The 25706-nt window shown below is 63.1% G+C and carries 33 protein-coding genes; 11 read left to right on the top strand and 22 right to left on the bottom strand.

The features are described 5' to 3' along the window. Positions 1-2 precede the first annotated feature (2 nt). The 5 genes from SB765_RS05220 to purU are packed head-to-tail and all read right to left on the bottom strand — an operon-like array spanning position 3 to position 6217. A complete protein-coding gene (locus tag SB765_RS05220) occupies positions 3-2906 on the bottom strand; it encodes a 2Fe-2S iron-sulfur cluster-binding protein (protein WP_410931041.1) in 2904 nt (967 codons plus the stop codon). Continuing rightward, on the bottom strand, positions 2903-3208 hold the full coding sequence (locus SB765_RS05215; RefSeq protein WP_410910163.1) for a sarcosine oxidase subunit delta: 306 nt from the start codon (positions 3206-3208) through the stop codon (positions 2903-2905). The genes SB765_RS05220 and SB765_RS05215 overlap by 4 nt, the downstream gene beginning before the upstream one ends. Positions 3209-3219: 11 nt before the next feature. Continuing rightward, positions 3220-4461, bottom strand: a complete 1242-nt coding sequence (locus SB765_RS05210; protein ID WP_410931040.1) for an FAD-dependent oxidoreductase — start codon at positions 4459-4461, stop codon at positions 3220-3222. Continuing rightward, positions 4443-5354, bottom strand: a complete 912-nt coding sequence (gene folD / locus SB765_RS05205) for a bifunctional methylenetetrahydrofolate dehydrogenase/methenyltetrahydrofolate cyclohydrolase FolD (RefSeq protein ID WP_410931039.1) — start codon at positions 5352-5354, stop codon at positions 4443-4445. The genes SB765_RS05210 and folD overlap by 19 nt, the downstream gene beginning before the upstream one ends. Next, on the bottom strand, positions 5351-6217 hold the full coding sequence (gene purU / locus SB765_RS05200) for a formyltetrahydrofolate deformylase (protein ID WP_016499088.1): 867 nt from the start codon (positions 6215-6217) through the stop codon (positions 5351-5353). Before purU ends, folD begins: the two co-directional genes overlap by 4 nt. A gap of 210 nt (positions 6218-6427) precedes the next feature. On the opposite strand from purU, the gene SB765_RS05195 reads away from it, so the two are divergent. The 5 genes from SB765_RS05195 to SB765_RS05175 all read left to right on the top strand — a co-directional run bounded on the left by SB765_RS05195 (position 6428) and on the right by SB765_RS05175 (position 9582). Beyond that, complete coding sequence (locus tag SB765_RS05195) at positions 6428-6829, top strand: hypothetical protein (protein WP_341798348.1); 402 nt, start codon at positions 6428-6430, stop codon at positions 6827-6829. Positions 6830-6956: 127 nt separating this feature from the next. Continuing rightward, entirely contained in the window at positions 6957-7178 is a 222-nt protein-coding gene (locus SB765_RS05190) for an MbtH family protein (protein WP_016499090.1), read from the top strand. Beyond that, complete coding sequence (locus SB765_RS05185) at positions 7175-7894, top strand: thioesterase II family protein (RefSeq protein WP_341798349.1); 720 nt, start codon at positions 7175-7177, stop codon at positions 7892-7894. The genes SB765_RS05190 and SB765_RS05185 overlap by 4 nt, the downstream gene beginning before the upstream one ends. A gap of 57 nt (positions 7895-7951) precedes the next feature. Then, entirely contained in the window at positions 7952-8503 is a 552-nt protein-coding gene (locus SB765_RS05180; protein WP_410931038.1) for a hydrolase, read from the top strand. 26 nt (positions 8504-8529) lie between these two features. After that, complete coding sequence (locus tag SB765_RS05175) at positions 8530-9582, top strand: DUF1615 domain-containing protein (RefSeq protein WP_410931037.1); 1053 nt, start codon at positions 8530-8532, stop codon at positions 9580-9582. Between the two features lie 63 nt (positions 9583-9645). Here the strand turns inward: SB765_RS05175 and SB765_RS05170 are convergent, their stop codons facing one another. The 9 genes from SB765_RS05170 to SB765_RS05130 all read right to left on the bottom strand — a co-directional run bounded on the left by SB765_RS05170 (position 9646) and on the right by SB765_RS05130 (position 17190). After that, the gene (locus SB765_RS05170) at positions 9646-10509 is read right to left on the bottom strand and encodes a metal ABC transporter substrate-binding protein (RefSeq protein ID WP_410931036.1); all 864 of its coding nucleotides are present in this window, start codon (positions 10507-10509) and stop codon (positions 9646-9648) included. Continuing rightward, the gene (locus SB765_RS05165) at positions 10506-11405 is read right to left on the bottom strand and encodes a metal ABC transporter permease (RefSeq protein WP_016499095.1); all 900 of its coding nucleotides are present in this window, start codon (positions 11403-11405) and stop codon (positions 10506-10508) included. The genes SB765_RS05170 and SB765_RS05165 overlap by 4 nt, the downstream gene beginning before the upstream one ends. Next, positions 11402-12151, bottom strand: coding sequence for a metal ABC transporter ATP-binding protein (locus SB765_RS05160; protein WP_338744402.1), 750 nt, complete (start codon positions 12149-12151; stop codon positions 11402-11404). Before SB765_RS05160 ends, SB765_RS05165 begins: the two co-directional genes overlap by 4 nt. After that, positions 12148-13050, bottom strand: a complete 903-nt coding sequence (locus SB765_RS05155) for a metal ABC transporter substrate-binding protein (protein WP_410931035.1) — start codon at positions 13048-13050, stop codon at positions 12148-12150. Before SB765_RS05155 ends, SB765_RS05160 begins: the two co-directional genes overlap by 4 nt. A 16-nt stretch (positions 13051-13066) precedes the next feature. Then, on the bottom strand, positions 13067-13636 hold the full coding sequence (locus SB765_RS05150) for a DUF6162 family protein (protein ID WP_016499098.1): 570 nt from the start codon (positions 13634-13636) through the stop codon (positions 13067-13069). Then, entirely contained in the window at positions 13633-13953 is a 321-nt protein-coding gene (locus SB765_RS05145; protein ID WP_341798354.1) for a hypothetical protein, read from the bottom strand. Before SB765_RS05145 ends, SB765_RS05150 begins: the two co-directional genes overlap by 4 nt. Further along, positions 13950-14489 (bottom strand): hypothetical protein, encoded by a 540-nt coding sequence (locus SB765_RS05140; RefSeq protein WP_016499100.1) that lies wholly within the window; start codon positions 14487-14489, stop codon positions 13950-13952. Before SB765_RS05140 ends, SB765_RS05145 begins: the two co-directional genes overlap by 4 nt. After that, positions 14486-15679 (bottom strand): PepSY-associated TM helix domain-containing protein, encoded by a 1194-nt coding sequence (locus SB765_RS05135; RefSeq protein WP_410931034.1) that lies wholly within the window; start codon positions 15677-15679, stop codon positions 14486-14488. Before SB765_RS05135 ends, SB765_RS05140 begins: the two co-directional genes overlap by 4 nt. 176 nt (positions 15680-15855) lie before the next feature. Then, positions 15856-17190: a lysine N(6)-hydroxylase/L-ornithine N(5)-oxygenase family protein gene (locus SB765_RS05130; protein WP_410931033.1), complete on the bottom strand. Its 1335-nt coding sequence runs from the start codon at positions 17188-17190 to the stop codon at positions 15856-15858. 173 nt (positions 17191-17363) lie between these two features. Here SB765_RS05130 and SB765_RS05125 point away from each other — a divergent pair, with 173 nt between their 5' ends. After that, positions 17364-17810 carry a hypothetical protein gene (locus tag SB765_RS05125; protein WP_016499103.1) on the top strand — a complete coding sequence of 149 codons (447 nt, stop codon included), beginning with the start codon at positions 17364-17366 and terminating at the stop codon, positions 17808-17810. Between the two features lie 86 nt (positions 17811-17896). Here SB765_RS05125 and pbpG read toward each other — a convergent pair whose 3' ends face one another. Beyond that, positions 17897-18823 carry a D-alanyl-D-alanine endopeptidase gene (gene pbpG / locus SB765_RS05120; RefSeq protein ID WP_410931032.1) on the bottom strand — a complete coding sequence of 309 codons (927 nt, stop codon included), beginning with the start codon at positions 18821-18823 and terminating at the stop codon, positions 17897-17899. Between the two features lie 516 nt (positions 18824-19339). Between pbpG and SB765_RS05115 the strand changes: the two genes are divergently transcribed. Both SB765_RS05115 and SB765_RS05110 read left to right on the top strand, forming a co-directional pair. Then, the gene (locus tag SB765_RS05115) at positions 19340-19666 is read left to right on the top strand and encodes a hypothetical protein (RefSeq protein ID WP_341798871.1); all 327 of its coding nucleotides are present in this window, start codon (positions 19340-19342) and stop codon (positions 19664-19666) included. A gap of 3 nt (positions 19667-19669) precedes the next feature. Next, a complete protein-coding gene (locus SB765_RS05110; RefSeq protein ID WP_341798359.1) occupies positions 19670-19867 on the top strand; it encodes a hypothetical protein in 198 nt (65 codons plus the stop codon). A 129-nt stretch (positions 19868-19996) separates the two neighbouring features. On the opposite strand, the gene SB765_RS05105 is transcribed toward SB765_RS05110, so the two are convergent. Together SB765_RS05105 and SB765_RS05100 are read right to left on the bottom strand one after the other, a co-directional pair. Continuing rightward, a complete protein-coding gene (locus SB765_RS05105) occupies positions 19997-20233 on the bottom strand; it encodes an Arm DNA-binding domain-containing protein (protein ID WP_016499105.1) in 237 nt (78 codons plus the stop codon). 187 nt (positions 20234-20420) lie between these two features. Continuing rightward, positions 20421-21095: a polysaccharide lyase family 7 protein gene (locus SB765_RS05100; protein WP_410931031.1), complete on the bottom strand. Its 675-nt coding sequence runs from the start codon at positions 21093-21095 to the stop codon at positions 20421-20423. A gap of 242 nt (positions 21096-21337) precedes the next feature. On the opposite strand from SB765_RS05100, the gene SB765_RS05095 reads away from it, so the two are divergent. Further along, complete coding sequence (locus tag SB765_RS05095; protein ID WP_049276605.1) at positions 21338-21661, top strand: DUF1654 domain-containing protein; 324 nt, start codon at positions 21338-21340, stop codon at positions 21659-21661. A 38-nt stretch (positions 21662-21699) separates the two neighbouring features. On the opposite strand, the gene SB765_RS05090 is transcribed toward SB765_RS05095, so the two are convergent. Further along, entirely contained in the window at positions 21700-22524 is an 825-nt protein-coding gene (locus SB765_RS05090) for a helix-turn-helix transcriptional regulator (RefSeq protein WP_341798872.1), read from the bottom strand. 164 nt (positions 22525-22688) lie between these two features. Between SB765_RS05090 and SB765_RS05085 the strand changes: the two genes are divergently transcribed. Then, positions 22689-23003 carry a chemotaxis protein gene (locus SB765_RS05085; RefSeq protein ID WP_341798362.1) on the top strand — a complete coding sequence of 105 codons (315 nt, stop codon included), beginning with the start codon at positions 22689-22691 and terminating at the stop codon, positions 23001-23003. Between the two features lie 98 nt (positions 23004-23101). Here the strand turns inward: SB765_RS05085 and SB765_RS05080 are convergent, their stop codons facing one another. After that, complete coding sequence (locus SB765_RS05080; protein ID WP_016499110.1) at positions 23102-23284, bottom strand: hypothetical protein; 183 nt, start codon at positions 23282-23284, stop codon at positions 23102-23104. A gap of 94 nt (positions 23285-23378) precedes the next feature. Next, positions 23379-23723 (bottom strand): hypothetical protein, encoded by a 345-nt coding sequence (locus SB765_RS05075; RefSeq protein WP_341798363.1) that lies wholly within the window; start codon positions 23721-23723, stop codon positions 23379-23381. A 161-nt stretch (positions 23724-23884) separates the two neighbouring features. On the opposite strand from SB765_RS05075, the gene SB765_RS05070 reads away from it, so the two are divergent. Continuing rightward, complete coding sequence (locus SB765_RS05070) at positions 23885-24706, top strand: shikimate 5-dehydrogenase (RefSeq protein ID WP_341798364.1); 822 nt, start codon at positions 23885-23887, stop codon at positions 24704-24706. 64 nt (positions 24707-24770) lie between these two features. Here the strand turns inward: SB765_RS05070 and SB765_RS05065 are convergent, their stop codons facing one another. Continuing rightward, on the bottom strand, positions 24771-25013 hold the full coding sequence (locus SB765_RS05065; protein ID WP_341798365.1) for a hypothetical protein: 243 nt from the start codon (positions 25011-25013) through the stop codon (positions 24771-24773). Positions 25014-25110: 97 nt separating this feature from the next. After that, positions 25111-25638: a lactoylglutathione lyase gene (gene gloA / locus SB765_RS05060; RefSeq protein WP_043196134.1), complete on the bottom strand. Its 528-nt coding sequence runs from the start codon at positions 25636-25638 to the stop codon at positions 25111-25113. Positions 25639-25706: the final 68 nt, after the last annotated feature.

Genomic DNA, 25706 nt, shown 5'->3' with positions numbered 1-25706 from the left:
GCTCAGAGCTCCTGGCGCAGGTTGTCGGGATCGTGGAACGGCAGGTGCACCACCTTGGCGTGCACCATCGCGCCGCCTTCCACGCGGATCGGGATGTGCGTGCCGGGGGTGGCCTGGTGGGCGCCGGCATAGGCCAGGCCGATGATTTGCCCCAAGGTTTGCGAGTACTCGCAGGAAGTGACATTGCCGGTGATGTCCGGCCCGTCCAGTACCAGGTGCCCCTCAAGTGGCTGCGGGCTGCCCTGTGGCAGGGTGAAGCCGACCAGCTTGCGCTTGAGCGGCTGCGCTTCAAGGATTTCGATGGAACGCTTACCGACGAAGAACGGCTTCTTGCGGCCGATGGCCCACTGCATGTCGATCTCTGCCGGGTGGGTCATGCCGTCGGTGTCCTGGCTAATGATCACATGGCCTTTTTCCAGGCGCAGCAGGCGCTGGGTCTCGACACCGAACGGGCGAATACCCAGGTCCGTACCGGCTTGCATCAGGGCGTCCCACAAGCGTTCGGCATGGCGCGCCGGCACATGCACTTCATAGCCCAGTTCACCGACGAAACCGACCCGCAGGATGCGCGCCGAAATGCCAGCCACCTTGCCCTGGCGTACGCCGAGGTAGGGGAAGGCTTCTGCCGACAGGTCCACGTCTTCGCACACCTTGGCCAGCACCTGGCGTGACAGTGGCCCGGCCAGGTTGACGGCGGCCAGGGCAGCGGTAACGTTGGTGATGTCCACGTCCAGGCGCCACTGCGCGTTCCACTTCAGCATCTGTTGGTAGATGCGGTCGACACCGCTGGTAGTGGCGGTGACATAGAAGTGTTGCTCGCCCAGGCGTGCGCAGACGCCGTCGTCTATCACCACGCCCTGTTCGTTGGTCATCAGCGCATAGCGGGTGCGGCCGACAGGCAGCTTGGCAAAGCCGAAGGTGTACACGCGCTCCAGCAGTTCTGCAGCGTCGGGGCCGCGTACGTCCAGGCCGCCCAGGGTAGAAACGTCGATCAGGCCGACTTTTTCGCGCACATGGCGGGCTTCTTCCTGCATGCAGCGCTCACGTTCCTCTGGCTTGCCGTAGTAGGCCGGACGTTGCCAGATACCGGCAGGCATCATTTTCGCCCCGGCTTGCAGGTGGCGACGGTGCATGGGTGTTTGCCGGTATGGGTCGAAGGCACGACCGGCGACATGCGCCAGCTTTTCGGCCTGGAACGGTGGGCGCGCGGTGGTCACCCCGGTCTCGCTGATGCTGCGGCCAGTGGCATGGGCGACCAGGCGTGCAGTGGGCAGCGCCGAGTGGCGCCCCTGGGACGGGCCCATGCCCACCGTGGAGAAGCGCTTGACCAGTTGTATGTCACGGTAGCCACTGCGGGTGGCGTTGACGATGTCGCGCACTTGCAGGTCTTCGTCGAAGTCGACGAAATCCTTGCCTTTGGGGTGCGGGAAAATCGGCCAGGGGAAATTGACCTTGGCTTCGGCGCTGAACACCGGCTGCGACGGCGCTTGCAGGCCCAGCGCTGCCAGTGCATCGGCGGCCCCGCGTGTTGCATCGGCCAGCACGTTGGCCAGCGCGTGACGGCCGTTCACCGAGCCTGCGATATCCAGCCCGGCCGGCAGGTGGCTGAGGGTGAACTCGTCACGGTTGACGTCATAGGCCAGCTTGCCACCGGCCTGGCACAGCAACTGATACACCGGCATGTAGCCCGCCGACATGCACAGCAAGTCGCAGGCCAGGCGCAGGCCATGCGCGCCGACCTTGCCCTGGCCGGTGATCGGGCGAATGTCCACGCCGCTGACATGGCGCATGCCTGTTTCGTGCAGCGCTTCGTACACCGTGCTGCCCAGGTGCACGGGGATATCGCGGCGCTTCAGTTCGGCAGCCAGTGCGGCATCGGCTGGCGCTGCGCGCATATCGACCACGGCAGCCACGGCCACGCCTTGCTCCTGCAGGTCGAGGGCGGCCAGGTAGCCATCATCGTGACCGGTGAGGATCACCGCGCGCTGGCCCGGCTTGACCGCGTACAGCTTCATCAGCCGCTGGGCGGCGCTGGTCAGCATCACCCCCGGCAGGTCGTTGTTGCGGAATACCACCGGCTGGTCGAACGAACCGGCCGCCACCAGGCAACGGCTGGCGCGTACCTTGTACAAGCGCTTGTGCTGGATCACCGGCAGGTAATTATCGGTGAACCAGCCGTTGCAGGTGGCCTCCAGCAGCACCTGGATGTTCGGGTGGCCCTCGAGGGTGGCCAGCAGCTCCTGGCGCAGGCTGGCGGCGCGGGTGCCGGCGATGTCGAAGCGGGCGTAGGTAAGCGAGCCACCCAGCACAGGCTGTTGTTCGATCAGCAGCACCTTGGCCCCGGCATTGGCCGCGTCCAGCGCGGCGCGCAGGCCGGCGGGGCCGCCGCCGATGACCGCCACATCAACGAACAGGTAGGCTTTGTCGTAGTACTGCGGCTTGAAGCCAAGGTCGAGCACGCCCAGGCCGGCCTTCTTGCGAATCAGCGGCTCCCACACCTTCCACATGCCCTTGGGCTTGTAGAAAGAGCGGTAGTAGAAGCCCACCGGCATGAAGCGTGAGAACTTGCCCAGGTAGGCGTCGCGGTCATGCGTCAGGCTGCCGTTGAAGTTCTGCCCTTCGACCACCTGGCCCTCGCGGGCGGCTTCCAGGTCGGCCAGCACGTTGGGTTCTTCAGGCAATTGCACCAAGGTGTTGGCGTCCTGGCCGGCCATGCTCAGCGGGCCGCGTGGGCGATGGTATTTGAACGAGCGAGACAGCAGCCAGCGGCCGTTACCCAGCAGGGCGCTGGCAATGGTGTCACCGGCAAAGCCTTGGCAGGCCTGGCCGTCGAACTCGAAGCGCAGGGGCCGCTCGCGGTCGATCAGCAGGCCCATGGGCACGGGGAGGCGGGTAGGGCTGTTCATCCGGCGATCTCCGGGGTGGCGGCGGGGGTGAAGTCGACGCGGCGGTCGAACAGTGCTTTCGGGTCGAAGGTGCGCAGCACCTGGTCGCTTCCCGTGTGGCGCTCGGCCAGGAACCAGTAGCTGGAAGCGTTGTGCAGCCACCACTCGGTCACCACCCCGGCCAGGTTGTCGCTGTTGAACACATAGTCGGCCCACTCGGCGTCGCTGCAGCTGGCGGGGTCGGGCATGTGCTTGAGCTCGCCGCCGTAGGTGAACTCGCTGATGTTGCGCGGGCCGTTCAAGGGGCAGGTCAGGATCTTCATCGTCGTTGCTCCTAGTGGCTGGCCGCAGTGGCGCCCATTTCGTTGACTTGCTGGAAGCGGCTGAAGCGCTCCAGGGCGAAGGGGGCGATCATTTCGGGTACCTTGCCGCCGCTGGCCACCAGCTCGGCCATGGTCTTGCCGCAGATGGGCGTGGCCTTGAAGCCCCAGGTTCCCCAGCCGGCGTCCAGGTAGTAGTTGTGCACTGGCGACAGGCCCATGATCGGGCTGTAATCCGGGGTCATGTCGGTCATCCCGGCCCACTGGCGCATCAGCTTGGCGTTGGCCATGAACGGGAACATCTCGATGGCGTGGGCCAGCAGGCTTTCCTTGAGGTCGAGGGTGGAGCGGGTGTTGTACAGCGGGTAAGGGTCGGAGCCGCCGCCAAAGACGATTTCGCCACGGCTGGTCTGTTGCACATAACAATGCAGCGCCGACGAGCTGACCAGCGGATCGAGAAATGGCTTGAACGGTTGGGTGACCATGGCCTGCAGCGGGTAGGTGTGGATCGGCGCACGGATGCCTGCCTTGGCCATCAGCAGCGAACTGGCGCCGGCCACGGCCTGGACCACGCAGCCGCACTGCACCGTGCCACGGTTGGTCTTCACCGCTTCGATGCGGCCATTGCGAATCAGCAGGTCCTGTACTTCGGTCAGCTGGTGGATTTCCACGCCGCGCTTGGCCGCCTGTTTGGCGTAGCCCCAGGCCACCGCGTCATGGCGTGCGGTGGCACCGTCGATGTGCCACAGGCCTGCCAGCACCGGCAGGTGGCCAGGGTCGAGGTTGAGGCTGGGCACCAGTTCGTGAATCTGTTGGCGGTCGATCATTTCGGTGCGCCCGCCAAAGTGTTTGTTGACCTCGGCACGCTGGCGGAAGGCGCGCACGGTGGCATCGGTGTGCGCCAGGGTGAGCTGGCCGCGCTCGGAATACATGATGTTGAAGTCGAACTCGTTCGACAGGTTCTGGAACATGCGCACCGATTCTGCGTAAAAGCGCACACCCTCGCTGGTGAGGTAGTTGGAGCGGATAACCGCGGTGTTGCGTGCGGTGTTTCCGCCTCCCAGGTAGGCCTTTTCCAGCACGGCGACGTTGGTCACGCCGTGGTACTTGGCCAGGTAGTAGGCGATGGCCAGGCCGTGGCCGCCGCCGCCAATGATCACCACGTCATAACGAGGCTTGAGTTCGCACGGTGGCGGCAGGTCGACCTCCACCGGGTAGTCGGCACTCAGGCCGTATTTCAGCAGGGCGAAAGGCATGCGGTGCGCTCCTGGTGGGCGGCCTGTTGCTGCAGGTCGAGGGCGAGCAGGGTGTTTTTCATCAGGTAGGCGATGGTCATCGGGCCGACGCCACCGGGCACCGGAGTAATGCCGGCGACCTGGGGCAGGGCAGCGGCGAAGTCGACATCACCGACCAGGCGGCTGTGGCCGCCATCATCGACGCGGTTGATGCCGACGTCGATCACCACCGCGCCGGGCTTGAGCCAGTCGGCACCTATCAGCCGAGGTTTGCCCACTGCGGCCACCAGGATGTCGGCCTGGCGGCACAGCGCCGGCAGGTCGCGGCTGCGCGAGTGCACCACGGTCACCGTGCAGTCGGCCTGCAGCAGCAGGGCAGCCATCGGCTTGCCGACAATGTTCGAGCGGCCGACCACCACCGCATGCTTGCCGCGCAGCTCGCCACAGGCGTCGCGCAGCAGGCGCATGCAACCACTGGGGGTGCACGGGATGAGCACATCGCGGCCCTGGGCCAGGCCACCAACGTTCTCGCTGTGGAAGCCGTCCACGTCCTTGAGCGGGCTGATGGCTTGCAACACAAAGTGCTCGTCGATGTGCGCGGGCAACGGCAGTTGCACGAGGATGCCGTTTACCTCCGGGTCGCGGTTAAGGCGGTCGATCAAGGTCAGCAGGTGGGCCTGGGTGGTGTCGGCGGGCAGGCGATGTTCCAGCGAGCGGATGCCCACCTCTTCGGCGCGCAGCACCTTGTTGCGTACGTACACCTGGCTGGCGGCATCGGCGCCCACCAGCACCACGGCCAGGCCTGGTTGCACGCCGCCCTGGCGCAGTTCCTGCACCTGCGCGCGCACTTCGGCCAGCACCCGCGTGGCGGTGGCCTTGCCGTCGATCAGCTTGACGCTGGGAAGGGCGCTCATTTGAAGATCACCGTGCGGTCGTGGTTAAGGAACACCCGGTGTTCCAGGTGGTATTTCACGGCGCGGGACAGGGCGATGGTCTCGGTGTCGCGGCCGATGGCCACCAGGTCGTCTGGCGCGTAGGCGTGGTCAACGCGCTGTACTTCCTGCTCGATGATCGGGCCCTCGTCCAGGTCGCTGGTCACATAGTGGGCGGTGGCGCCGATCAGCTTGACCCCGCGCTGGTAGGCCTGGTGGTAGGGCTTGGCCCCTTTGAAACCGGGCAGGAACGAGTGATGGATGTTGATCGCCCGGCCCGACAGCTGGCGGCACAGGTCATCGGAGAGGATTTGCATGTAGCGCGCCAGCACCACCAGTTCGGTGCCGGTGTCCTCGACGATGCGCAGCAGCGCGGCTTCCTGTTCGGCCTTGGTGTCTTTGCTCACCGGCAGGTAGACGAAGCGAATGCCCTGGCGCTCGGCCATCGGGCGCAGGTCCAGGTGGTTGGAAACCACGGCGGTGATGTGCATGTCCAGCTCGCCCTTGGCGTGGCGGTACAGCAGGTCGGACAGGCAGTGGTCAAACTTGCTCACCATCAGCAGCACACGCATGGGCCGGGCGCTGCTGTGCAGGCTCCATTGCATGTCGAAGCGTTGGGCCACGTCGGTAAAGCCGGCCTCCAGCTGCGGCGTGTCACCGCTGATACCGGTGTTGAAGCGGAACACGGCGCGCATGAAGAAGCGCCCATTGTCCTCGTCGTCGAACTGCGCCATCTCGCTGATGTAGCAACCGTGCTCGGCCAGGTAGGTGGTCACCGCGGCGACGATGCCAGACACGGCCGGGCAACTGACGCGCAGGATGAAGTGATCGGGAGCGGGGTGCATGTCGGATAGGCCTCGTGATGGAGTGGGGCAGGTCGGGCACAAGGGCAAAAGAAGCTTCGCGAGAGCGCGAAGTGGTGTTTCTTTGTAGGAATATAAATTTCCTTTAGGCGATTTATAGGCGAAATGAGGGGTGCCGGTCTAGCGGTTTGTGAAATTTTTTATCCTGACAGGAAAGTTTTTTTGAAGCCTTTGCCGGGCTATGCTTGCTCCATGACTACACCACCGCCTCTGCGCCAACCTTGCCCTCCTGGTGCCTGCGACTGCGGCCGCGAATACTTGGTCGATCACCCGCAGGCGGCCCGGCGCATCCTCCTGCTGACCCGACAGGAAGAAAAGCGCCTGCTTGAACGCCTGGAAAACCTCAAGGACCTCGAGGACCTGCAACGCCTGCAGCAACGCCTGTACGAAAACCTCGGCATCCGCGTGCACATTGCCCCCGGCTACAACGAAGTGCGGACCATGCGCGGTATCGTCATTGAACTGGATGACCAGCCGGGTCTGTGCCGCAAGACCCGGCAGTCGATCCCGGCAGCAATTCGGCGCGGGCTGGAGCGCAACCCGCAGGTGGCCTTCCGTCTGCTGGATACCCACGACCTGCTGCGTGATGCCTGAAGTGGTAGCCGCTCCTACAGGGGCTCGAGTCAGGCCTACACTAATTTTTTTGCCACTTGCTACGTCTACTTGAAAGCCCCCCCTGCACCAGGCGTGCGGCGGCACTTACCATTCAAGGAGACAGGCAATGACTTCCGTTTTCGACCGCGACGATATTCAGTTCCAGGTAGTGGTCAACCACGAAGAGCAGTACTCGATCTGGCCGGACTACAAGGCCATCCCCAACGGCTGGCGTGCCGTGGGCAAGAGTGGTTTGAAAAAGGACTGCCTGGCCTACATCGACGAGGTGTGGACCGACATGCGCCCGCTGAGCCTGCGTCAGAAAATGGCCGAAGCCGCTACTCAGTGACTGCCCTGAACCTGCTGTGCCTTCCGTATTCCGGGGCCAGCGCCATGGTCTACAGCCGCTGGCGGCGCAAGCTGCCAGCCTGGCTGCAAGTACGCCCGGTGGAGCTGCCCGGTCGTGGTGCGCGCATGGCCGAGCCGCTGCACACCGACATGCAAGCCCTGGCCCGGCAACTGGCCAGCGAGCAGCGCCTGGCGGCCAATGCCCCCTATGCGCTGCTTGGGCACAGCCTGGGCGCGCTGCTGGCCTTCGAGCTGGCCCATGAACTGCAGGCATTGGGCTGCCCGCCACCCTTGGCGCTGTTCGCCTGCGGCACGGCGGCGCCCACGCGTCGTGAGGACTACGACGGCAAGAGCTGGCGCGAGCCCAAGAGTGACGCCGAGCTGATCAGCGAGTTGCGCGAGCTTCAGGGTACGCCCGAGGAAGTGCTGGCCAATGCGGAGCTGATGAGCCTGACCTTGCCGACCCTGCGCGCGGACTTTTTGCTCTGCGGCACCTACGCCTACCGCCAGCGACCGGCGTTGCAGTGCCCGCTGCACGTGCTGGGCGGCGCGGATGACCGGGCCAGCGACGAGCAATTGCAGGCCTGGCGCCAGGAAACCCACGGCGAGTTCTCGCTGCGGATGTTCCCCGGCGGCCACTTCTTCATCCATGAGCAGGAGGACCATGTGCTCGGCGCGCTGACTGCTTCGCTGGAACCGCTTCGGCTTTCTGCCTGATTGACGTCACCGCTTGCCTGGGGGAGGCTAGGCCTTTTCCCAGGCAAGGGGCGGACAATGCTGATCGATTCACACAAGGCCACGCTGCTGGTCGTCGACATCCAGGAAAAACTCATCGGCGCCATGAGCGACCCCGAGGGCACCCGGGCACGGGCGCGCTGGTTGCTGGCTGCGACTGCCGAGCTGGAGTTGCCGACGGTGATTTCCGAGCAGTATCCCAAGGGGCTGGGGCATACCGTGGCGGATCTTCTGGCCGCAGCCCCGGCAGCCGAAGTGGTGGAAAAAAGCCATTTTTCCTGCGTGGCCGCCGAGTGCCTGCCGGCCAGCCTGATGGCGCGGGAGCAGGTGATCGTTTGTGGTATGGAAACCCATGTCTGCGTGCTGCAGACGGTGCTTGGCCTGCTGGCGTTGGGCAAGCAGGTGTTCGTGGTCGAGGATGCCTGCGACAGCCGCACGCCGGCCAGCAAGGCGGCGGGGCTGGCGCGCATGCGTGCTGCCGGGGCCCAGGTGGTGACCCGCGAGATGGTGCTGTTCGAATTGATGGGCAGTGCTAGCCACCCGCTGTTCCGCCACATCAGCAAAACCTACCTGGTCGGTGAACAGCCCTGAACGGCCGGTTACTGGCTGCCGGGTTGATGGCCCTGGCGCTGCTGCAAGGTTGTGCCGGGCGCCGTGAAGAAGCACCGGAAGCAGACCCGGCCAAGGTCCGCGCCCAGCTGCTGCGGTTGCTGCCTGCGCAGGCCAGGGACCGCGAGGGCTGGGCCAGGGACATTCAAGTGGCATTCGAAGCCCAGCGCATTGCACCGAGCAAAAGCAACCTGTGCGCCGTGTTGGCGGTGACCGAGCAAGAGTCGACCTTCACTGCCGACCCGCAGGTGCCCAACATGGGGCGTATCGCCCGTGAGGAAATCGACCGCCGTGCCGCACGCCTGCATATTCCCAGGCTGCTGGTCGACGGCGCTCTGAAAACACCTTCGGGCAACGGCCAGAGCTACCAGCAGCGTTTGCAGGCAGTGCGCAGCGAGAAGCAGCTGAGCGAGCTGTATGACGAGGTCATTGCCCGTGTGCCGCTGGGCAAGACTTTGCTGGGTGGGCTGAACCCGGTGCACACCGGCGGGCCGATGCAGGTCAGCATCGACTTCGCCGAAAAGCATGCGCAGGCTTACCCCTACAGCCATGACGGCACGATTCGCCAGGAAGTGTTCACCCGGCGCGGCGGTATGTATTTCGGTATTGCCCACCTGTTGGGCTACCCGGCCAGTTATGAACGCCAGTTGTACCGTTTTGCCGACTTCAACGCAGGCTGGTACGCCAGCCGCAACGCGGCGTTCCAGGCGGCATTGAGCAAGGCGACCGGCGTGCCGCTTGCCCTGGACGGCGACCTGATTGCACCGGGGGCGATCATGCCAGGCACCACCGAGCAGGCCGCGAGAAAGTTGGGGGTGAAGCTAGGGCTGCGTAACCCGCAGATTCGCAGCCAGCTGGAGGAGGGCGACAGCCTGGCGTTCGAAGACAGCAAACTGTACAGCGGAGTGTTTGCCCTGGCGGATGCCAAGGCCGGTAAACCGGTGCCACGGGCGGTATTGCCGGGGATCGAACTGAAGAGCCCGAAGATTACCCGCAAGCTGACCACGGCATGGTTTGCCGGGCGGGTGGATGAGCGTTATCAGCGGTGCATGAAGCGTTAGTCATGTGTTGCCTGTGCCGGCCTCTTCGCGGGTTTACCCGCGAAGAGGCCGGCACAGGCACCGTCAGCTTTCGCCCAATGCCCCCACCACCTGGTCGACACTGGCCTTCAACCCTGCAAACGCATCGTCAGGGTCACTTTCCACCACCACCAGTTTCGCCCCGGCTGCCTTGATCACTTCGGCCACCGCCGCGTCCGGCTGTCGGTGGTCCAGCACCAGCGCCACATCCTGCGCTTTCAGATTTTCCTCCAACGCCTTGAGCGCGGCAGCATCCCACTCGGCCGGCAGCGGCTGCTCCACCACGTCCAGGTTCAACCCGCTGGCGAGGTAACCCAGCCGGTCGGACAGGCTCACCACGGTCAGGTTGTCGACCTTGGCCAGGCGTGTCTGGCTGCTGGCCGAAAGCTCCAGCAACTTGCGTTTGAGGCCCGCCAGGTTGCCCTGGATTTTCGCTTTGTCACTTGGGGCCAAGCGCTCCAGATCGTTGGCCACCACATCGGCCATACGCCCCAGGTTGGTCGGGTTGAGCCAGGGGTAGGCGCCATAGGCGTCATCACCCGAGACCGCAATCCCTGGCAGCGCACCGTCCACCGGCCGTGCGGCATCGATTTCGACGATGCGGATGTTGCTGCGCCGGGCCATCGGGTACAGCGGGTCGTCACGCCAGATCGAACGCACGCCGATCACTGCGTCGGCCTGTTGTGCGGCTTTTTCCAGGCTGGCCCCACCGCGCCCGCTGAAGTACGACGGCTGGCGGCTGGCCGGCAGGTTGGCCGGCGCCGCACGTTTTAGCTGTACGGCAGTGCCGTCGAGCAGGGCGCTGGCCAGGCTGTGGGTGACGGGCAGGGTGGTCAGCACTTGTGTGGCAAAAGACAGCGACGGCAGGCCGGCCAGGGCCAGCGTCAGGGTCAGGCGTTTGAAGTTCATGCCGGGTTTCCTTGCAGGCGGGGGACGAGGGCGCGGGCCAGGGCGGCCAGGGCAAAGCACATGCCGGCGACCAGGATGATCGCGGCGCCTGACGGCACCGGCAGGTCGAAAACGATCGGCAGCAGGATGCCAAACAGGGTGCTGATGGTGGCAATCACCACCGACAGGAAGAAAAAGCCCTTGAGCGACTGGCTGACCAGGCGAGCGGCGGCAGCGGGGATGACCAGTAGCGCACCGACCAGGATGGCCCCGATCACCTTCACGGCGGCCACGGTCACCAGGGTCACCAGCACCACGAACAGGTAGTCCAGGGTTTTCACCGCCACCCCGCGCACGGCCGCCAGCTGTGGGTTGAAGCTGGCCAGCATGATGCGGTTGTACAGCGGCAGCGCCAAGGCCAGCACCAGTACCGCGACGATGCCCAACACCACCAGGTCCTGGCCGCTGACGGTCAGCACCGAGCCGAACAGCACGTTTTCGAGGATGTGTACGTTGATCTTGCCAGCCAGCATCAGCAGCAAGCTGGCACCCAGCGCCAGCGACACCGACAGGAACACGCCGATCAGCGTGTCCGGCGACAGCCCGGTGCGGTTGCGCAGGAAGTTGAGCAAGATGCCGAACAGCAGGCAGTAGCCGAACAGGCTGCCATAGGGGCCGGTGTAGGGCTCGCCCAGCAGGATGCCGATGGCCACGCCGGTCAGCGCGGCATGGCCCACTGCCTCGGAGAAGAAGGCAAAGCGCTTGACCACCACCAGGGTGCCCAGGCCGCCCAGCACCGGGCCGATCATCATGCCGGCCAGCAGGGCGTTGACCACGAAACCGTAGGCCAGTGCCTCGGGCAGGTAACCAGCGGTAGCCCATTCCTGGACCAGTTGGCGAAATGCTTCAAAACTCATGAGGCAAGGCTCTCGCTACGCGGGTGAACAGAGAACAGGCCGAGCAGGCGCTCCGGGGTCAGGGCCTGGACGGGTGGGGCGTCGAACAGCACCTTGCGGCTCAGGCCGGTTACCCGGTCAGCAAGGCGCAGCACGGCTTCCAGGTCGTGTTCGATCCACAGCACGGTGGTGCCAGCCTGGCGCCAGCCCTTGAGCAACTGCTCGAACACCTGGATACCGGCTTCATCGAGTGCCGACATGGGCTCGTCCAGCACCAGCAACTGCGGCTCGGGGATCAGGCCCTGGGCCAGCAGCACGCGCTGGCGCTCGCCCCCGGACAACGCACCCATGCGCCGCTTGCGCTTGTCGAGCATGCCGACCCGCGCCAGCGCCGCGTCGATGGCCGGTTGCACGCGCCGCGACAGGCCGAGAAAGGCCGGGCGGCGCTGGCACATGGCGGCCATGAAGTCGTCCACGGTCATTGGCAGGCCGCGGTCGAACTCCAATGCCTGCGGCACATAGCCGATCACTTCGCGTTCGCTTGGCCAATGCAGGGTGAGTTGGCCCTGATGCGGCATCTGCCCGAGCAGGGTCTTGATCAGCGAGCTCTTGCCGCCGCCGTTGGGGCCGACGATGGCGTGCACGCTGCCAGCGGCCACGCTGAAACCGACCTGTTCCAGGATGCGTGTGCGGCCCAGCGTCAGGTCGATGCCGGCGAACTCGATGCGCGGCCCGAAGCCCGTCACCAGGTTGGCGGCGGCGGTCATGCGCGGTTCTCCTGGATGGCGCGGACCACGGTGTCGAGGTTGCGCTTCATTTCCACTTCGTACTTGTCCTTGGTGTATTCGCCATAGGAGATGTGCGTGAGCGGGTACAGACGCACGCCAGATTCGCGCTGGATGGTCTCGACGTAGGCCGACGGGAAGTCCATTTCCGAGAAGATCACCCGCACGTCCAGGGCCTTGAGCTGGTCGATGGTCTTTTTCAGCTGGGCCGGGCTGGGCTCGATGCCATGGGCAGGCTCGACCACGGCCGTCACCTCCAGGCCGAAGTCGCGTACCAGGTAGTCGTAGGCGGCATGGATGGTGGCAACCCGGAAGGTGGCGCTGGGCGCCTCGGTGACCTTGGCCAGGGCTTCGGCACGCAGCGCGCGCAGGCGCTTGGCGTAGGCGCGGGCGTTTTGCGTGTACAGCTTGGCGTTGTCCGGGTCGAGCTTGCCCAGTTCGCGGGCGATGTTGTTGACCTGGGCGATGGTGGTGCTGATCGACAGGAAAGTGTGCGGGTTGACCACCTTGCCTGCGCCACGGGCGGCAATGCCGGTGGCCGCCAGCAACGGCACGTTCTGGTTGGCTTCAATGGTCTTGATGCCGGGCTTTTCGCTGGCGGCGATCATGCGGTCGGCGAAGTCGTCGTGTCCGACACCGTTGAGCACCACCACATCCAGGGTGCCGATGCGCTTGATGTCCTCGGCCCGTGGTTCGTAGGCGTGGGGGTTGAAGCCCGCTGGAATCAGCGGTACCACTTCGGCCTTGTCGCCGACGATGTTGGTCACGTAGCTGTAGTAGGGGTGCAGGGTGATGCCGATGCGCAGCGGCTTGCCGTTATCGGCCAGGGCCATTGCCGGCAGGGCAAGGGCCAGGAGCAGGGCGAGGGCGGAGCGGAACATGGGGAAGTCCTTGGGTTCAGTGACGGTGTTCGCGGGTAACCCCGGCGTCGTAGTGGCTGACCACCTGCTGCCAGCCAGCGGCGATCAGGGCCGCCTGGCCGAGGTCGTCCGGGGTCATGGCGGCGCTGTCGCGGCGCAGCCAGACATCGGCCTGGCCAGTGCTGTCGGCCGGCAGGATCAGCAGCAGGCTGCCGGCGACTTCCGGGGCCTGGCTGCGGCCCAGGTAAGCGCCGGGCTCCAGCCACGACCATTGGTGGCCGCCGCGGCTCTGGCTGCCGGCATCGACCACGAAGGGTGGCAGGCCTTCTTCGGCCAGGGCCTGCACGCTAGGCACGGCAGCGTTTTCTTCACGCAACAGCTGGATTTCGTCGAAGGCCACCCGCAGGTCGGTGTACAGGCCTTGTTCGGCGGCGGTGAGGTCACGCCGGGCGTCGATCTGGTGGCTGGCGATGGTCTGTTCGTCTTCGCGCTCGCCACGCAGCAGCACTACGCTGGCAGCGAGCACCACAATCAGCAGGCTGATCAAAAGCACGTACAGGGTTTCGTGCCCGGCGCCGGCCGGGCGAATCACTTGGGCGCGGCTCATGGCTGGGCGATATCGGCGTAGTCGACTTCAACCACGTGCCCGGGGCCTGCATCGAACAGCACGTAGAACTCGCCGTCCGGGCGCTTGAAGGTGAGCGTCGAGTCGTCGCCAAGCTTGCCGCCGACCAGCACTTGCTCGTCATAGCCGATCACATCCAGGGTCACCCCCGGGGCACCGCTGCCGTCCGAGAAACCGCCGGTGCACTTGACCTGGCCGCCGGCCGTTTCTTCGCATTCGCACATCGGGTTGTGCGCCAGGGCGGGGCCGGCGGCCAGCACCAGCAAGGGCAGGGCGAGGGATCGCATCAGCTGTTTCATTTCTTGCCTCCTTGTTTTTCGAGCCAGGCCACGGTGGCTGGCGATGCTTTGGCCAGGGGGACCGACGCCTGGTGCATGCTGCCGTCCCAGCCTTCCAGGGTGATCCAGATCTGTGCGTCGGGTTTGGTGCGGGGCGGAATGGGCAGGTTTGTGCCCATGCGATAAGGCGCACCGAAGAAGATCGTGCCGGCGGCACGCAGGCTGCGCGGTTTGCCTATGCGCAGGTAAACGGCCTTGACGTCATTGATGCAGGCTTTGCATAGCGCCGCGTTGAAGGATTTGAAATTGCCAGCCGGGCCGTCTTGGCGTGGTGCTTCGTCACGCAGTTCAGCCAGGTCCAGGGTATAGGGGCCTGCCTGGATACCGGTGATCACGTTGGCCCCCAGCCCGGCGTCGCCACGGAACAGCTTTGCGTCGTTGAAATACTTGGGCATGAAGCCCAGCGGCACCAGGATCAACAAGATGTTCAGGTGAAAACGCCACTTCAGCCACCATTGCTTCAGTGGGCGGGCGGGCACGGCCTGTGCGTGGCTCATGGTTGGGTCTCCAGGGAGGTCTGGGCGCGCGCAGCGCGGGGTGTGCGTTCGCTGCGCTTGAGGGCGGCGGCGGTGGCCTGCGCGGTGCGTTTGGTCCAGATCAGCAAGCCGCTGAACACCATCAGGGTGAGCACCAGGCCGAAGAAGAACCAGATCAGCTTGATCGGCAGGCCGCCGAAGTCGCCGGTGTGCAAGGGGCGCATGGACTCGGTGACGAACTCCAGCGTCGAGCGGTCGCTGAGCAGGAACTGGCTGTCGACGTTGCGCGTGTAAGGGTTGACGTGGGCGCTCTGGAACATCAGCGGATACCAACCGCGCCCGCCCATTGAAACATGGCTGTAAGCGGTGGACGGCAACGAAACGAAGCTGATTTCGAGGCCCGGGATGGCCAGGCCGGCGATGCGCGCTGCCTCATCAATGTCAATGCGCGTGGCAGGGCTGCCATCGGGTGTTTGTGGCACATCTTCGCGGGCGATCACTGGCACGATGGGCCGGCTGGAAATGGTGATGTGGTTGTCGAACAGGATTGCCTGGATCAGGAACCAGGTACCGGTAATGGAAATGACCGCAATGAACCAGATCGACCAGACGCCCGCCAGGCGATGCAGGTCGCCCCAGAAGATGCGCGAGCCATGCCCCGTGCGTACCGGTTTGAAGAAGCCCTTCCAGAACTTCTTGTACACCACCAGCCCGGTCACCAGCGATGCCAGCATGGGCAAGCCGAGAATCGACACCAGGTACCAGCCCCAGCTGAAACCGTTGGTGAAGGGCACCAGCCACCAGCCGTGCAGGGCGCGGGTGAAGCCTTCGAAGTTGAAGTCGGGGGATTTGCCCTGGATGGCGCCGGTGTACGGGTTGACGTACAGCGTCGGGCTGGTGCCGTCTGGCAATGTCACATCCGCCGTGAGGGCAAAGTGAGAGCCGTCGGGTTGTCTGAGCGACTCCACGACCATGTCCGGATCGGCTTTGTGCATGGCGTCCAGCACCTGCTGGAAGCTGAGGCGCTCGGCGTCGGCGTAGGGCTTGCTGGCACGCACATCGGAGTTGGCGAGCCAGACAATTTCCTGGCTGACCACGGCGAGCATGCCGGTAAAGCAGACGATCAGCACAAAGAACCAGATCGGCAGGGCGAGCCAGCTATGGACCAGGAACCACAGCCTGGATTTGGATTTTTTCGGTGATTTGGCCATCAGACGGTCTTCTGCATTGGGTGGTCGAGCGTGTGCCCAACCAAAGAGGGCTGTACTGATAAGGACGAATGAGAATTGAAAACCTGCCGTTTTAAATGCAAGCAAATGTTTCTAAGCGCAAAGCCGGCCTGCGCGCGAGGCGTCAGCCGGCCTTGAAAGGAAAAGTTGCAGAGGGGTCAGGCGCGGGTCAGGGCCACGGCAGGTTGCGGTTTGCCGTGCAGCTGCGCCAGGTCCTGGTACAGCGCATGGCCAATTTCCGCAGCGCGGGCCGGCAGCACCGAGAGTAGCGTGTCGCTCAGGCCGTGGCTGTTCTCGCAGAAGCCCTGCAGGTACACCGAGGCCTGCAGGTCGGGGCTGGCCAGCACTCGGTAGTTGCGGTCGACGCTGAAGTCGTCCAGGTAACCGGCCAGAGGTGCCAGCAAGTCACGGTGCGAGCGGCGCTCGTAGCCGGTGGCGAGAATCACCGCGTCGTAGCGGTGGGTTTGCTGCTGGCCGGTGGCGAGGTCGCGCAGGGTCAGTTCCAGGCCTTCGCGGGTAGCCACAACGGCTTCGACCTGGCGGCGGCACAGCACGTTGTGACGGTGCTGGTGGGCGACCTTCTGCCGGTACAGGATGCCGTAGATACGTTCGATCAGGTTAAGGTCCACCACGGAGTAGTTGGTGTTGTGATATTCGCCCAGCAGTTTGCTGCGCTGGTCGGCCGGTTCGTTGTAGACCAGGTCGGTGTAGTCCGGCGAGAAGATCTCGTTGACGAACGGGCTGTCGTCTGCGGGTTTGAGCGCCGAGCCACGTAGAATCATGTCGACCTTGACCGACGGGTAGCTGTCGTTGAGGTCGATGAATGCCTCGGCGGCGCTTTGCCCCGACCCGATCACCGCGATGCGCATCGGTTTGCCGGCGGTGCACGGCAGCTTATTTAGGCTGCTCAGGTACTGGGAGTGATGGAATACCCGCGGGTCGTCCTTGAAGGCACCGAACTTTTCCGGGATTTTTGGCGTGCCGCCGCTGCCGACCACCACCGAGCGGGTGCGGCGGCTGTATTCGCGGCCCTGGGCGTCGCGCGAGACCAGGCGCAGGTGCTCGACCCGGCCAGCCTGCACCTCCGGTTCGATGCGCAGCACTTCCTGGCCATACACCGCCTGGGTGGCGAAGTGTTCGGCGGCCCAGCGCAGGTAGTCGTTGTACTCCAGGCGGCAGGGGTAGAAGGTGCCGAGGTTGATGAAGTCGGCCAGGCGCTGCTTCTGGTGCAGGTAGTTGACGAAGCTGTAGGGGCTGGTGGGGTTGCGCAACGACACCAGGTCCTTGAGGAACGAGATCTGCAGCTCGCTCTGGGTGGCCAGGGTTTCGCCGTGCCAGCGGTAGTCCTGCTGCTTGTCGATGAACAGTGCGTCGAGGGCATGGCCCTGGGACTCGGCGAGTTCTTCCAGGGCAATGGCCAAGGCCAGGTTGGAAGGGCCGAAGCCCACGCCGATCAGATCTTTGATGGTTTCCTGCTGTGAGGACTGGCTCATGGCTGCGATTCCCTGAATGGTCGAATATGGACGCCCGCCGGGGCTCCGGCTCCTGCGCAAGTACATGTGTTGGAACGAGCCAGTCGCGGGGGAATTTAAGCGGGCTAAAGAACTGCGAGGGGGGGCCGATAGGGTGGTTACAGCAAGGACCTATCTTTCGGCAGGGAATCGACATGAGCGGCATCACGGCAAGCAACCTGATGATCAATGGCATTTCAGCGCAGACGCTGAGCGCGAACGCAACGACCGAACGCGAACAGGCAAAACAGGCTGGCGAGGCACTGGGCCCCTTGAGCATCAGTAGCGATAGCATGAAGGTTTCTGCGGGTAGCCAGGCGCAACCTACGGACAGTGAAGACAGTGGTGAGTCCGAGGCCGTAACCGAGCTGCGTCAGCTGATCAAGGACCTGCAGAAGCAGCTTGTCGAGGAGCAGAAGCAGTTGGCCGCATTGCAGAACAGCAAGATGGATGACGCTGCCAAGGCGGCTGCGGTGGGCGCCAAGCAGGCGAGCATTGCCACCATCAATGGGCAGATCATGGCTGCCACGGCGCAGTTGCTGGAGCTGTTGCAGCAAGAGGGTGGCAGCAGCTCGGGCGGGATGGTCAGCGCCACGGCCTGACTGTCTTACGCAACAACCTGTAGGAGCGGCCTTGCGTCGCGATGGGCCGCAAGGCCGCTCCTACACACAGCGCCAGATACAGGCGGTTATTCGGACGCCAAGCGCCCCTTGCTCTGCCGGTCGCTCTTGTACTGCATGGCCACTGCCGGTGCCGGCTTGGCGGCACCGGTCTCCAGCCACTGGCGCATGCGGCTGGCATCGGCGAAGTGCGTGTACTTGCCGAAGGCGTCGAGGATGACCATGGCCACCGGGCGGTTGTCCATGCGGGTCAACAGCACCAGGCAGTGCCCGGCTTCGTTGGTGAAGCCAGTCTTGGTCAGTTTGATGTCCCAGTTGCTTTTGTTTACCAGGTGGTCTGTGTTGCGGAAGCCCAGGGTGTAGTTGGGCTTGCGGAAGGCCACGGTCTTCTCGCGGGTGGTCGACAACTCGCTCAGCATCGGGTACTTGCGCGATGCCATCAGCAATTTGGCCAGGTCGCGGGCGGTGGACACGTTCTGCGTCGACAGGCCGGTCGGCTCTACGTAGCGGGTATGTGCCATACCCAGGCTGCGGGCCTTGGCATTCATCGCCTTGATGAACGCCGGATAGCCGCCGGGGTAGGCGTTGGCCAGGCTGTTGGCGGCACGGTTTTCCGACGACATCAGGGTAATCAGCAGGGTTTCGCGGCGGTCGAGCTGGCTGCCCAGGCGCACGCGCGAATACACGCCTTTCATTTCCGGGTTGTTGGCAATGGTCATGGTTAGCATGTCATCCATGGGCAGCTTGGCATCCAGCACCACCATCGCTGTCATCAGCTTGGTTACCGAAGCGATCGGCACCACGCGGTCGGCGTGGCTCGAATACAGCTCCTGGTTGGTATTCAGGTCGATCAGCAGGGCGCTGCCTGAAGCCAGATGCAACTTGGACGGGTCACGTTGGACTTGGGCCTGGGGTTGTGCAGCAGCAGTCGACGGAAGGGTCGCGGTACCTGTGAGCAACAGCAGCAGGCTGAGGATGGACAGGGATGTTTTCACGTTGAGGCTCACTAAAAGTTGGTATGTCGTTGGCTGTGCAAGGGTTTTCCCCAAAAACCGATACATTCTGGAGTATGGCTGAATTGCTGTCGAATGCCTTATGACTAAAGGGCGTAAGGTGAACGAAATTTAATCCTTTACCAATTCTGTACCAATTACGTTCTTTTCCAGTTTCGCTCGTAGAACGCTGCGAACACCGGGTTGCACCGGGAAAAGTTATCGTGCATCCACTGGATCAAGGGCTCTGCCTCTTCGAGCGTGAAGGGGTCTACCTGCTTCTATTTCTTGCGCGGCAACTCAATCGATGCCGCCGGGTTCCTGTCCACCACTTCGTCATACACTGCAGCGCATGGCCAGGCCGCGCAGCGCGGCAGTGAATAGAGGGCAGTGGGGTAAAAAAATGGAGCTTTCGTTCGTGGCCAGTGGTCAAGCTAGTTGGATAGGCCTAATTCCAAATGAAGGGGGTCTGCCAGTCCTGGTTACACCAACCACCAGCCGGCGATGAAGGAGGGCTTTATGCGAATGAGGGGCCACGTGTACTGGGCTTGGGCTGACCCGACACTGCACCACCAAAGTCATGAAGAAACACTGAGTGACGGCACTCGTATTGATGTTCGGGTGAGGCTTTGCCGACCTGGCGGGACGCAGATGTTCTTGGGGATTTATGCGCGGTCAGGGATGGCGTTATACGAAGAGGCATACACCTCTCAGCCAGGCGAGTCGATGACGAGGATGCTTGCTAGGGGAGTGGCTCAAGCTCGTCGCATCGCTGCCGAGGGCGCGTCAGGATGCGATGAGGTGGGCCGCTATGCCCTTGGCCAAGCGCCAAGGTTTCCAGATTGAAAGATGATCGAACAATCGGCTGTAGTTACCCGCCAGCCCTGCAACCGCGAGGTATACAAACCACTTTCGCAGCATTCTGGAGAACTTTCTTTTAATGAATCGCAACAATCGGCACACCTTGAAAAATGGCCCTGTCGCAAAAACGAAAAAGCCCAACCAAGTGTTGGGCTTCAGGTCACTCCTCAACACCAGCAGGAATGACAGGATCGGGCAAATTTACGGCACGGCGACATGACACTGCAAGCCCTTTCGAGCGCCTGTTTCCTGCCGCTTCACCGGGCGGACTGATCCGCTGCTGCCGCTAGCGTTAAGGCAGCGTGATACCGCACATCAATCTGTGCGCAAGATCGGGAACTGCGCCGCTGGATTGCGTGATTCGGCGTTCATCAATGCGCACGCAGTCGCGGCCTCGGACTTGTTGATAAAGCCGCGCTTGAGCCGCTGTTTCTCCTGGTTGTCGTAGATATCGAAGCCGCCCGAAGTTGTGGCGGCATAGAACCGGTTGCCAATGCAGAAGGACTCGCCTTCCACTGGCACAGCAGGAACGATAACGAATCTTGGTTGCATGTTTCGCGCCTCCCCAGGCAGATAGCTAATTATTAGTCTGAGAGCGGGAAGGCAACAATATGACTCATCGAGACTAATCAATGGCGTGGCGTGTCACGCGTGTCAACCACGCGCTTTTGGTCAGCCGGCATCCCGATGCAATCTGTGACGGGCGGGGCATCGGGATGCCCCTCCCGGCTTTCAAGGCTCAGCGATGGATCAGCGAGAGCTCGCTGATGATGCAGACCGAGCCGTCAGAGGCCGGCGTTGCATCGGTATAGTCAACCTGGTTGTAGATGCCGCCGTGGAATTCGAACAGGCGCGACGCCCAGGTGCTGTCGAGCTGTAAATCACCAGAGGCGCCGGACACCCCGTTGCATTTGGCCGATACATTCACCACGCCTGCAGACGTGGTGTGGATGCTCACGTTGAACTGCGCCCCCAGAGGCACCCCTTTGAGCACAGTCGAGTTTACCGGGTCGGTCTGGTTGTAGGTCTGCCGAAACCCCAGGGTGATGTTGCCTTTGTTCCAGAACACCTTCAACGGCGGGCTGTCATCCCCACGCACGTGCATCTGGGCGATCACCACCTTCAGCGCCGAGTTGACCTTGGTCAGGGTCATGGTTTGGCGATTCCAGTGATCCTGGGCGCTGGACAATGTCCAGTCTTCGGTTTCTGTCCACTCGCAGCGGGTCCTGCGGGTGCTTTTGCTCGAAGCACCTTTGGTAGGGGCTGAAAGCTGGATTGAGCCATCGCTGAGTACCGTTACCACACTCGGCAACCGCGCGATCGCTTCGGCGCCGTTGAGTTCGAGTGCTACAGGATTGGTTGAGGAGACGGCCACCGGGGTGGCGATGGTGAGGTTGCTGATGTCTACGGCCATGGGAGCTCCTGACGAAAAAGTGGCTTGAATGACGAACCGATCGAGCAGCCTTGCATCTGGCTGTCGAATTGAACATTAGCCACAAGCTAAAAATCGGTCAATAGCCAGCAGCTAAATAATTTCGCTCTGAGACAAATTACCTGCTGGCGAAATTTTTCTGTGACAGGGCTTTACGCTGGATTTGGCGGTGAGATAAGCTTTCCTCGAGCACTGTACGAATATACAGCTATCAGGATGAGAATATGTCTAAGCACATGAAGGCAGCACCCCAGCAGCATCAGGAAATGACCGGAGTAGAGCGGCTTAGCCTGCGGGTGTCGTCGATGATCAACCACCCGCTCGCACAGACGCAGCGCTGGGTCGTTGTGCATCGCCTGGATACCGACGGTGATGCGGAGTGGGAGGAAGTGATGGGCCTGCTGTCCGACACGCCAGAGTTGGACCTGACGTTCAACGACGACGAAAGCGTCACCGTGCGCTGGGAGCGTAGCAGTGTGGAGGAGCGTGACGACTTTATCGTCGAGCAGTTCAGCAAGGAGGAGGTTGAAGCGGCAGCGCCTTTCTGAGCGTTATGCAAAGCCCGCCTGGGTGGCGGGCTTCGGCTTCATACCAGGTGCGCATTCCACACCAACAGCACCCTGGCCTGAATGTAGGTTTCTTCCCGGCGAATCATGCGGTCCTTGTGCCGCGAGTTGTCGGAAATCATCTCGAAGTGGTCATCGTCAGCGATCTGCAATCGCTTGATGTAGATGTGATCACCCCAAGAGAAGAAGTAGATGCCATCGCCGACAAACTCGCGGATGCTGACATCGACGATCAGCGGGTCGCGGTGCTTGATGGTCGGCTCCATCGACTGACCCCAGCCGGTGATCATCTTCAGGTGGTGGTGTTCAGTGAACGCCACACCCAGCTCGCGAAGATGGCTGGGGCTGACGCGAACATCCTTGAACATCTCAGGGTAGTCGTGGGGGATCTGGCCGCCGCCCATGGCGGCCCGCACATCGTAGTGGGCGATCCACACTTCGTCACCGACCAGGCCCGGGCGAACAAAGTCAGCCTTTACCAGCGTGGCATCCTGCGGTTCTTCTGCAGCGGCCAGCAACCTTTGCCGGGTTTCTTCAGGGATTCCCTTGCCGCTTCGGGCAAGCATCTGCTTGACCAGGTCGGCCGCCGAAAGCTTGCCTTCGCCCGCTTCGACCGACGGCTGCACGGGGTCGCCTGCCGACAGTGCGTCGAACCAACCCCGGGGCAGGTCTTCGATGCCCTCGATTCTGCGGGCCACATCATCGCCCAGGTTTTTCGCGGTCTTGTCGGAAAGAATCTGGCTCAGGTGTGCAGGCGCCATCCCCCAGCGTTCTGCGCAGGATCCCTTCTTCTGGCTGCCGATAAGCTTGACCAGGTTGTGCTTGCGAATGTCGTAGATGTCCATAGGGCGAAGCATGCCAGTGTTTAGCTTGCTGCTAAATGTGCGCATGGCTAAATTAGCTCTTGTTGAAATGTTAGCTGTAGGCTAAATTAAATCCATCAACAAGAAAAGCCACTGAGGCATTTTTGTCCAGGGCTCGTCGCATCATCATCGGTAATGAGGTTTACATGGATCCGACCGACCTCGGCCCGGGCACAGTCACTTGGCTGAGCGGCACGGGCACTGTGTTGCTAGGTGCATTTCTATGGCTGCGCAAGTGGCTGTCCCGGGATGCAGCCGAGCGTGCGATGGACAACGCAGATATTGCAGTTATCCGCCGCCTGACCGAGTTGCTGGATAGTGAGCGGGACGCCCGCCGAGAGGCAGAAGCCAAAGCTGATCAGTTCGCCAGGGAGCGCAACGATCTGGTGCTCACCGTAGGGCGGCTGCAAGGCAAAGTACTGGCGCTGACCAGCCAGCTGCGGCGTAGCTCACAACGCTGAGCCAACACTGAGGTGACAGGGCCGGCAAAAACCAAAAAAAAAAGCCCGCCAAATTGGCGGGCCATAAGGGCGTAGGGAGCAACGCACAACAAATTCGGTCAGGCAACCAGGGTGCCTGGTTGCAGCTGTTCAGCCAGGGCTTGGGCCGAGGCAAGGGATGGCATTGGCCCGCTCACGGCTTCGCCGTTGCGCACCAGGTACCAGCATGCCAGCAGGCCCTGCTCACGCAGTGAAGTGGGGACGGCGCTGCCGACAACGGACATGATCTGGATAGTGGCCATGAGGACCTCCTGTGAAACATGGCTCTACCATACGCAGCGGCCTGGGCGGTTTGAAATCAACTTCCTCGATAGTGGTCATTAGTTCTATCAACCGTTACCAGCGCGGTGGGCCGTAATACACCGGGGGCGGGCCGTAGTAGGTGCGGTAGCCTGGGGGCGGTGGCGCCGGCGCGTAGTACGGCTGGTAATACACCGGCTGCGGCGGTGGTTGCACGTACACCGGCGGCGGCGCGTAATAGACCGGCTGGCGTTCGACGTACACCGTACGGTCACGCCCGCCATAAACCGTCGCGCCGACCACTGCGCCGACCACCGCCGCACCCAGGAGCGGGCCCGGCCCATACCAGCCACCGCCGCCATGGCCGCCGTGGGCAGCAGCGGGCCCGCTGATGGCCAAGGCGCCGACCAGCAGGGCGATTCCGGGAATGTGACGGTTCATAAAGCAACCTCGCAGAGAAACCCCACGTTCGGGGCCTTATTAATATGACTGCAGTCTCTGTCAGCTGAGCACAGGGGAACGGTAAAGGTTGTGTAAGGGACGACCAGTGGTTGGCTCTGTTACGCTGAACAAACGTTTCAGTTATGACAAAGGAGCAGGTTATGTCGACAACTCCCAGCAGGGATACCGTGCTGTGCATCTCCCTGGCCGGGCGCCCCGGCACCTTCGGCGTTCGTTTTCACAACCACCTGTACCAGCAGTTGGGCCTGGACTTCTACTACAAGGCCATGCGCACCGATGACCTGCCTGCGGCGGTGGCGGGGATCCGCGCGCTGGGTATCCGCGGTTGCGGCGTGTCGATGCCGTACAAGGAGGCCTGCATGGCACTGGTCGACGAAATCGACCCGTCGGCAGCGGCCATCGAGTCGGTCAATACCTTGGTCAATACCGATGGCCACCTGAAAGCCTACAACACCGATTACCTGGCCGTGCGCCAGTTGCTGGCGCAGCATCAGGTCGATCCGGGCACCGCCTTTGCCTTGCGTGGCAGTGGTGGGATGGCCAAGGCCGTGGCCAGTGCCCTGCGTGATGCCGGCTTTGCAGAAGGCATCATCGTTGCGCGCAACGAGCAGGCCGGTCGGCAACTGGCGGATGTGTGCGGCTATCGATGGGTGGCGGAGCTGGGCGACATCTGCCCGCCGATGCTGGTGAACGTGACGCCGATCGGTATGGCAGGCGGGCCGGAGGCAGAGGCGCTGGCGTTTGCCGAGCAGGCCATAGCGGCGGCGGAGCGGGTGTTCGATGTGGTGGCGATGCCGGCACAGACGCCGTTGATCCGCCGGGCCCAGGCCTTGGGCAAGCCGGTGATCACCGGGTTGGAGGTCATTGCGCTGCAGGCGCTGGAGCAGTTTGTGCTGTACACGGGTATCAGGCCGACGCGGGCGCAGGTGGATGCCGCAGTGGCTTACGCCCGGGATATCTAGTTACTCCTGTGCTGGCCCCTTCGCGGCTTTAGCCGCGAAAGGGCCAGTACAGACCATAGAAGGGTCAGAACACCCTGTGCCCGTCATCCAGCTGCTGGTCGACCAGGGCGCGGCCATGGGCCAGCGACACATGCTGCGCATTCTCAAGGCTGGAGAAAAACTTCATCGGCATCGACAGGCGCTTGCTGGTATGCCCGTCGGGCGCGGTGATCAGGCAGCCGGCGGCATAGGGCAGGGGGGAGTCGGGGTGGGGCATCACGCTGGCGGTGATGGTGTGCTCGCGGTATTCACAGTGAAGAGATTGCATCGTCCTTACCTCGCTGTGGCATGTGAAGCAGTTACCTTCATATACCACAGCAAGGGGCCGGGAGTTCCCGGCCCGACGAGCGAACGGCGACGAACGCTTAGCCCTTGAGCTCGGTCGGCTGGATCACTTCGACCCAGTAACCGTCCGGGTCCTTGACGAAGGCCAGGTGGTTCATGCGCCCGTCCTGCAGGCGTTTCTGGAAGGGTACTTCCAGTGCTTCGAAGCGCGCACAGGCGGCGCGCACATCCGGCACGGAGATGCAGATGTGGCCAAACCCGCGCGGGTCGGTGTTGCCGTTGTGGTAAGCAAACTCGGCATCGTTTTCGGTGCCGTGGTTGTGGGTCAGCTCCAGTACGCCAGGGATCGACTTCATCCACTGGTGGCGTGCGGCGTCATCGGCGGGAATCTGCGCCGGGTCAACCAGGGCCAGGAAGTACAGGCTGAAGGCGGCTTCCGGGAAATCGCGCTTGTCCACCAGGCGGAAGCCCAGCACGCGGGTGTAGAAGTCCAGCGACTTCTCGATGTCCTTGACCCGCAGCATGGTGTGGTTGAAGACGAATTGGGCGGTAGCGGCATCCGGTTGGGCGGTGACGCCAGGCAGGGTTTGCAGATCGTGCAGGCTCATGGGAACTCCTGAGACGGGGCCGGGCGCAGGGCACCGGCAAAACAGACAGGCTGGCCATGATACGGCAG

Origin of the sequence: Pseudomonas sp. SIMBA_067, assembly GCF_046534675.1 — a bacterium.
GTDB classification, from domain to species: Bacteria; Pseudomonadota; Gammaproteobacteria; order Pseudomonadales; family Pseudomonadaceae; genus Aquipseudomonas; species Aquipseudomonas putida.
This window is presented reverse-complemented; position numbering and strand designations above follow the sequence as displayed.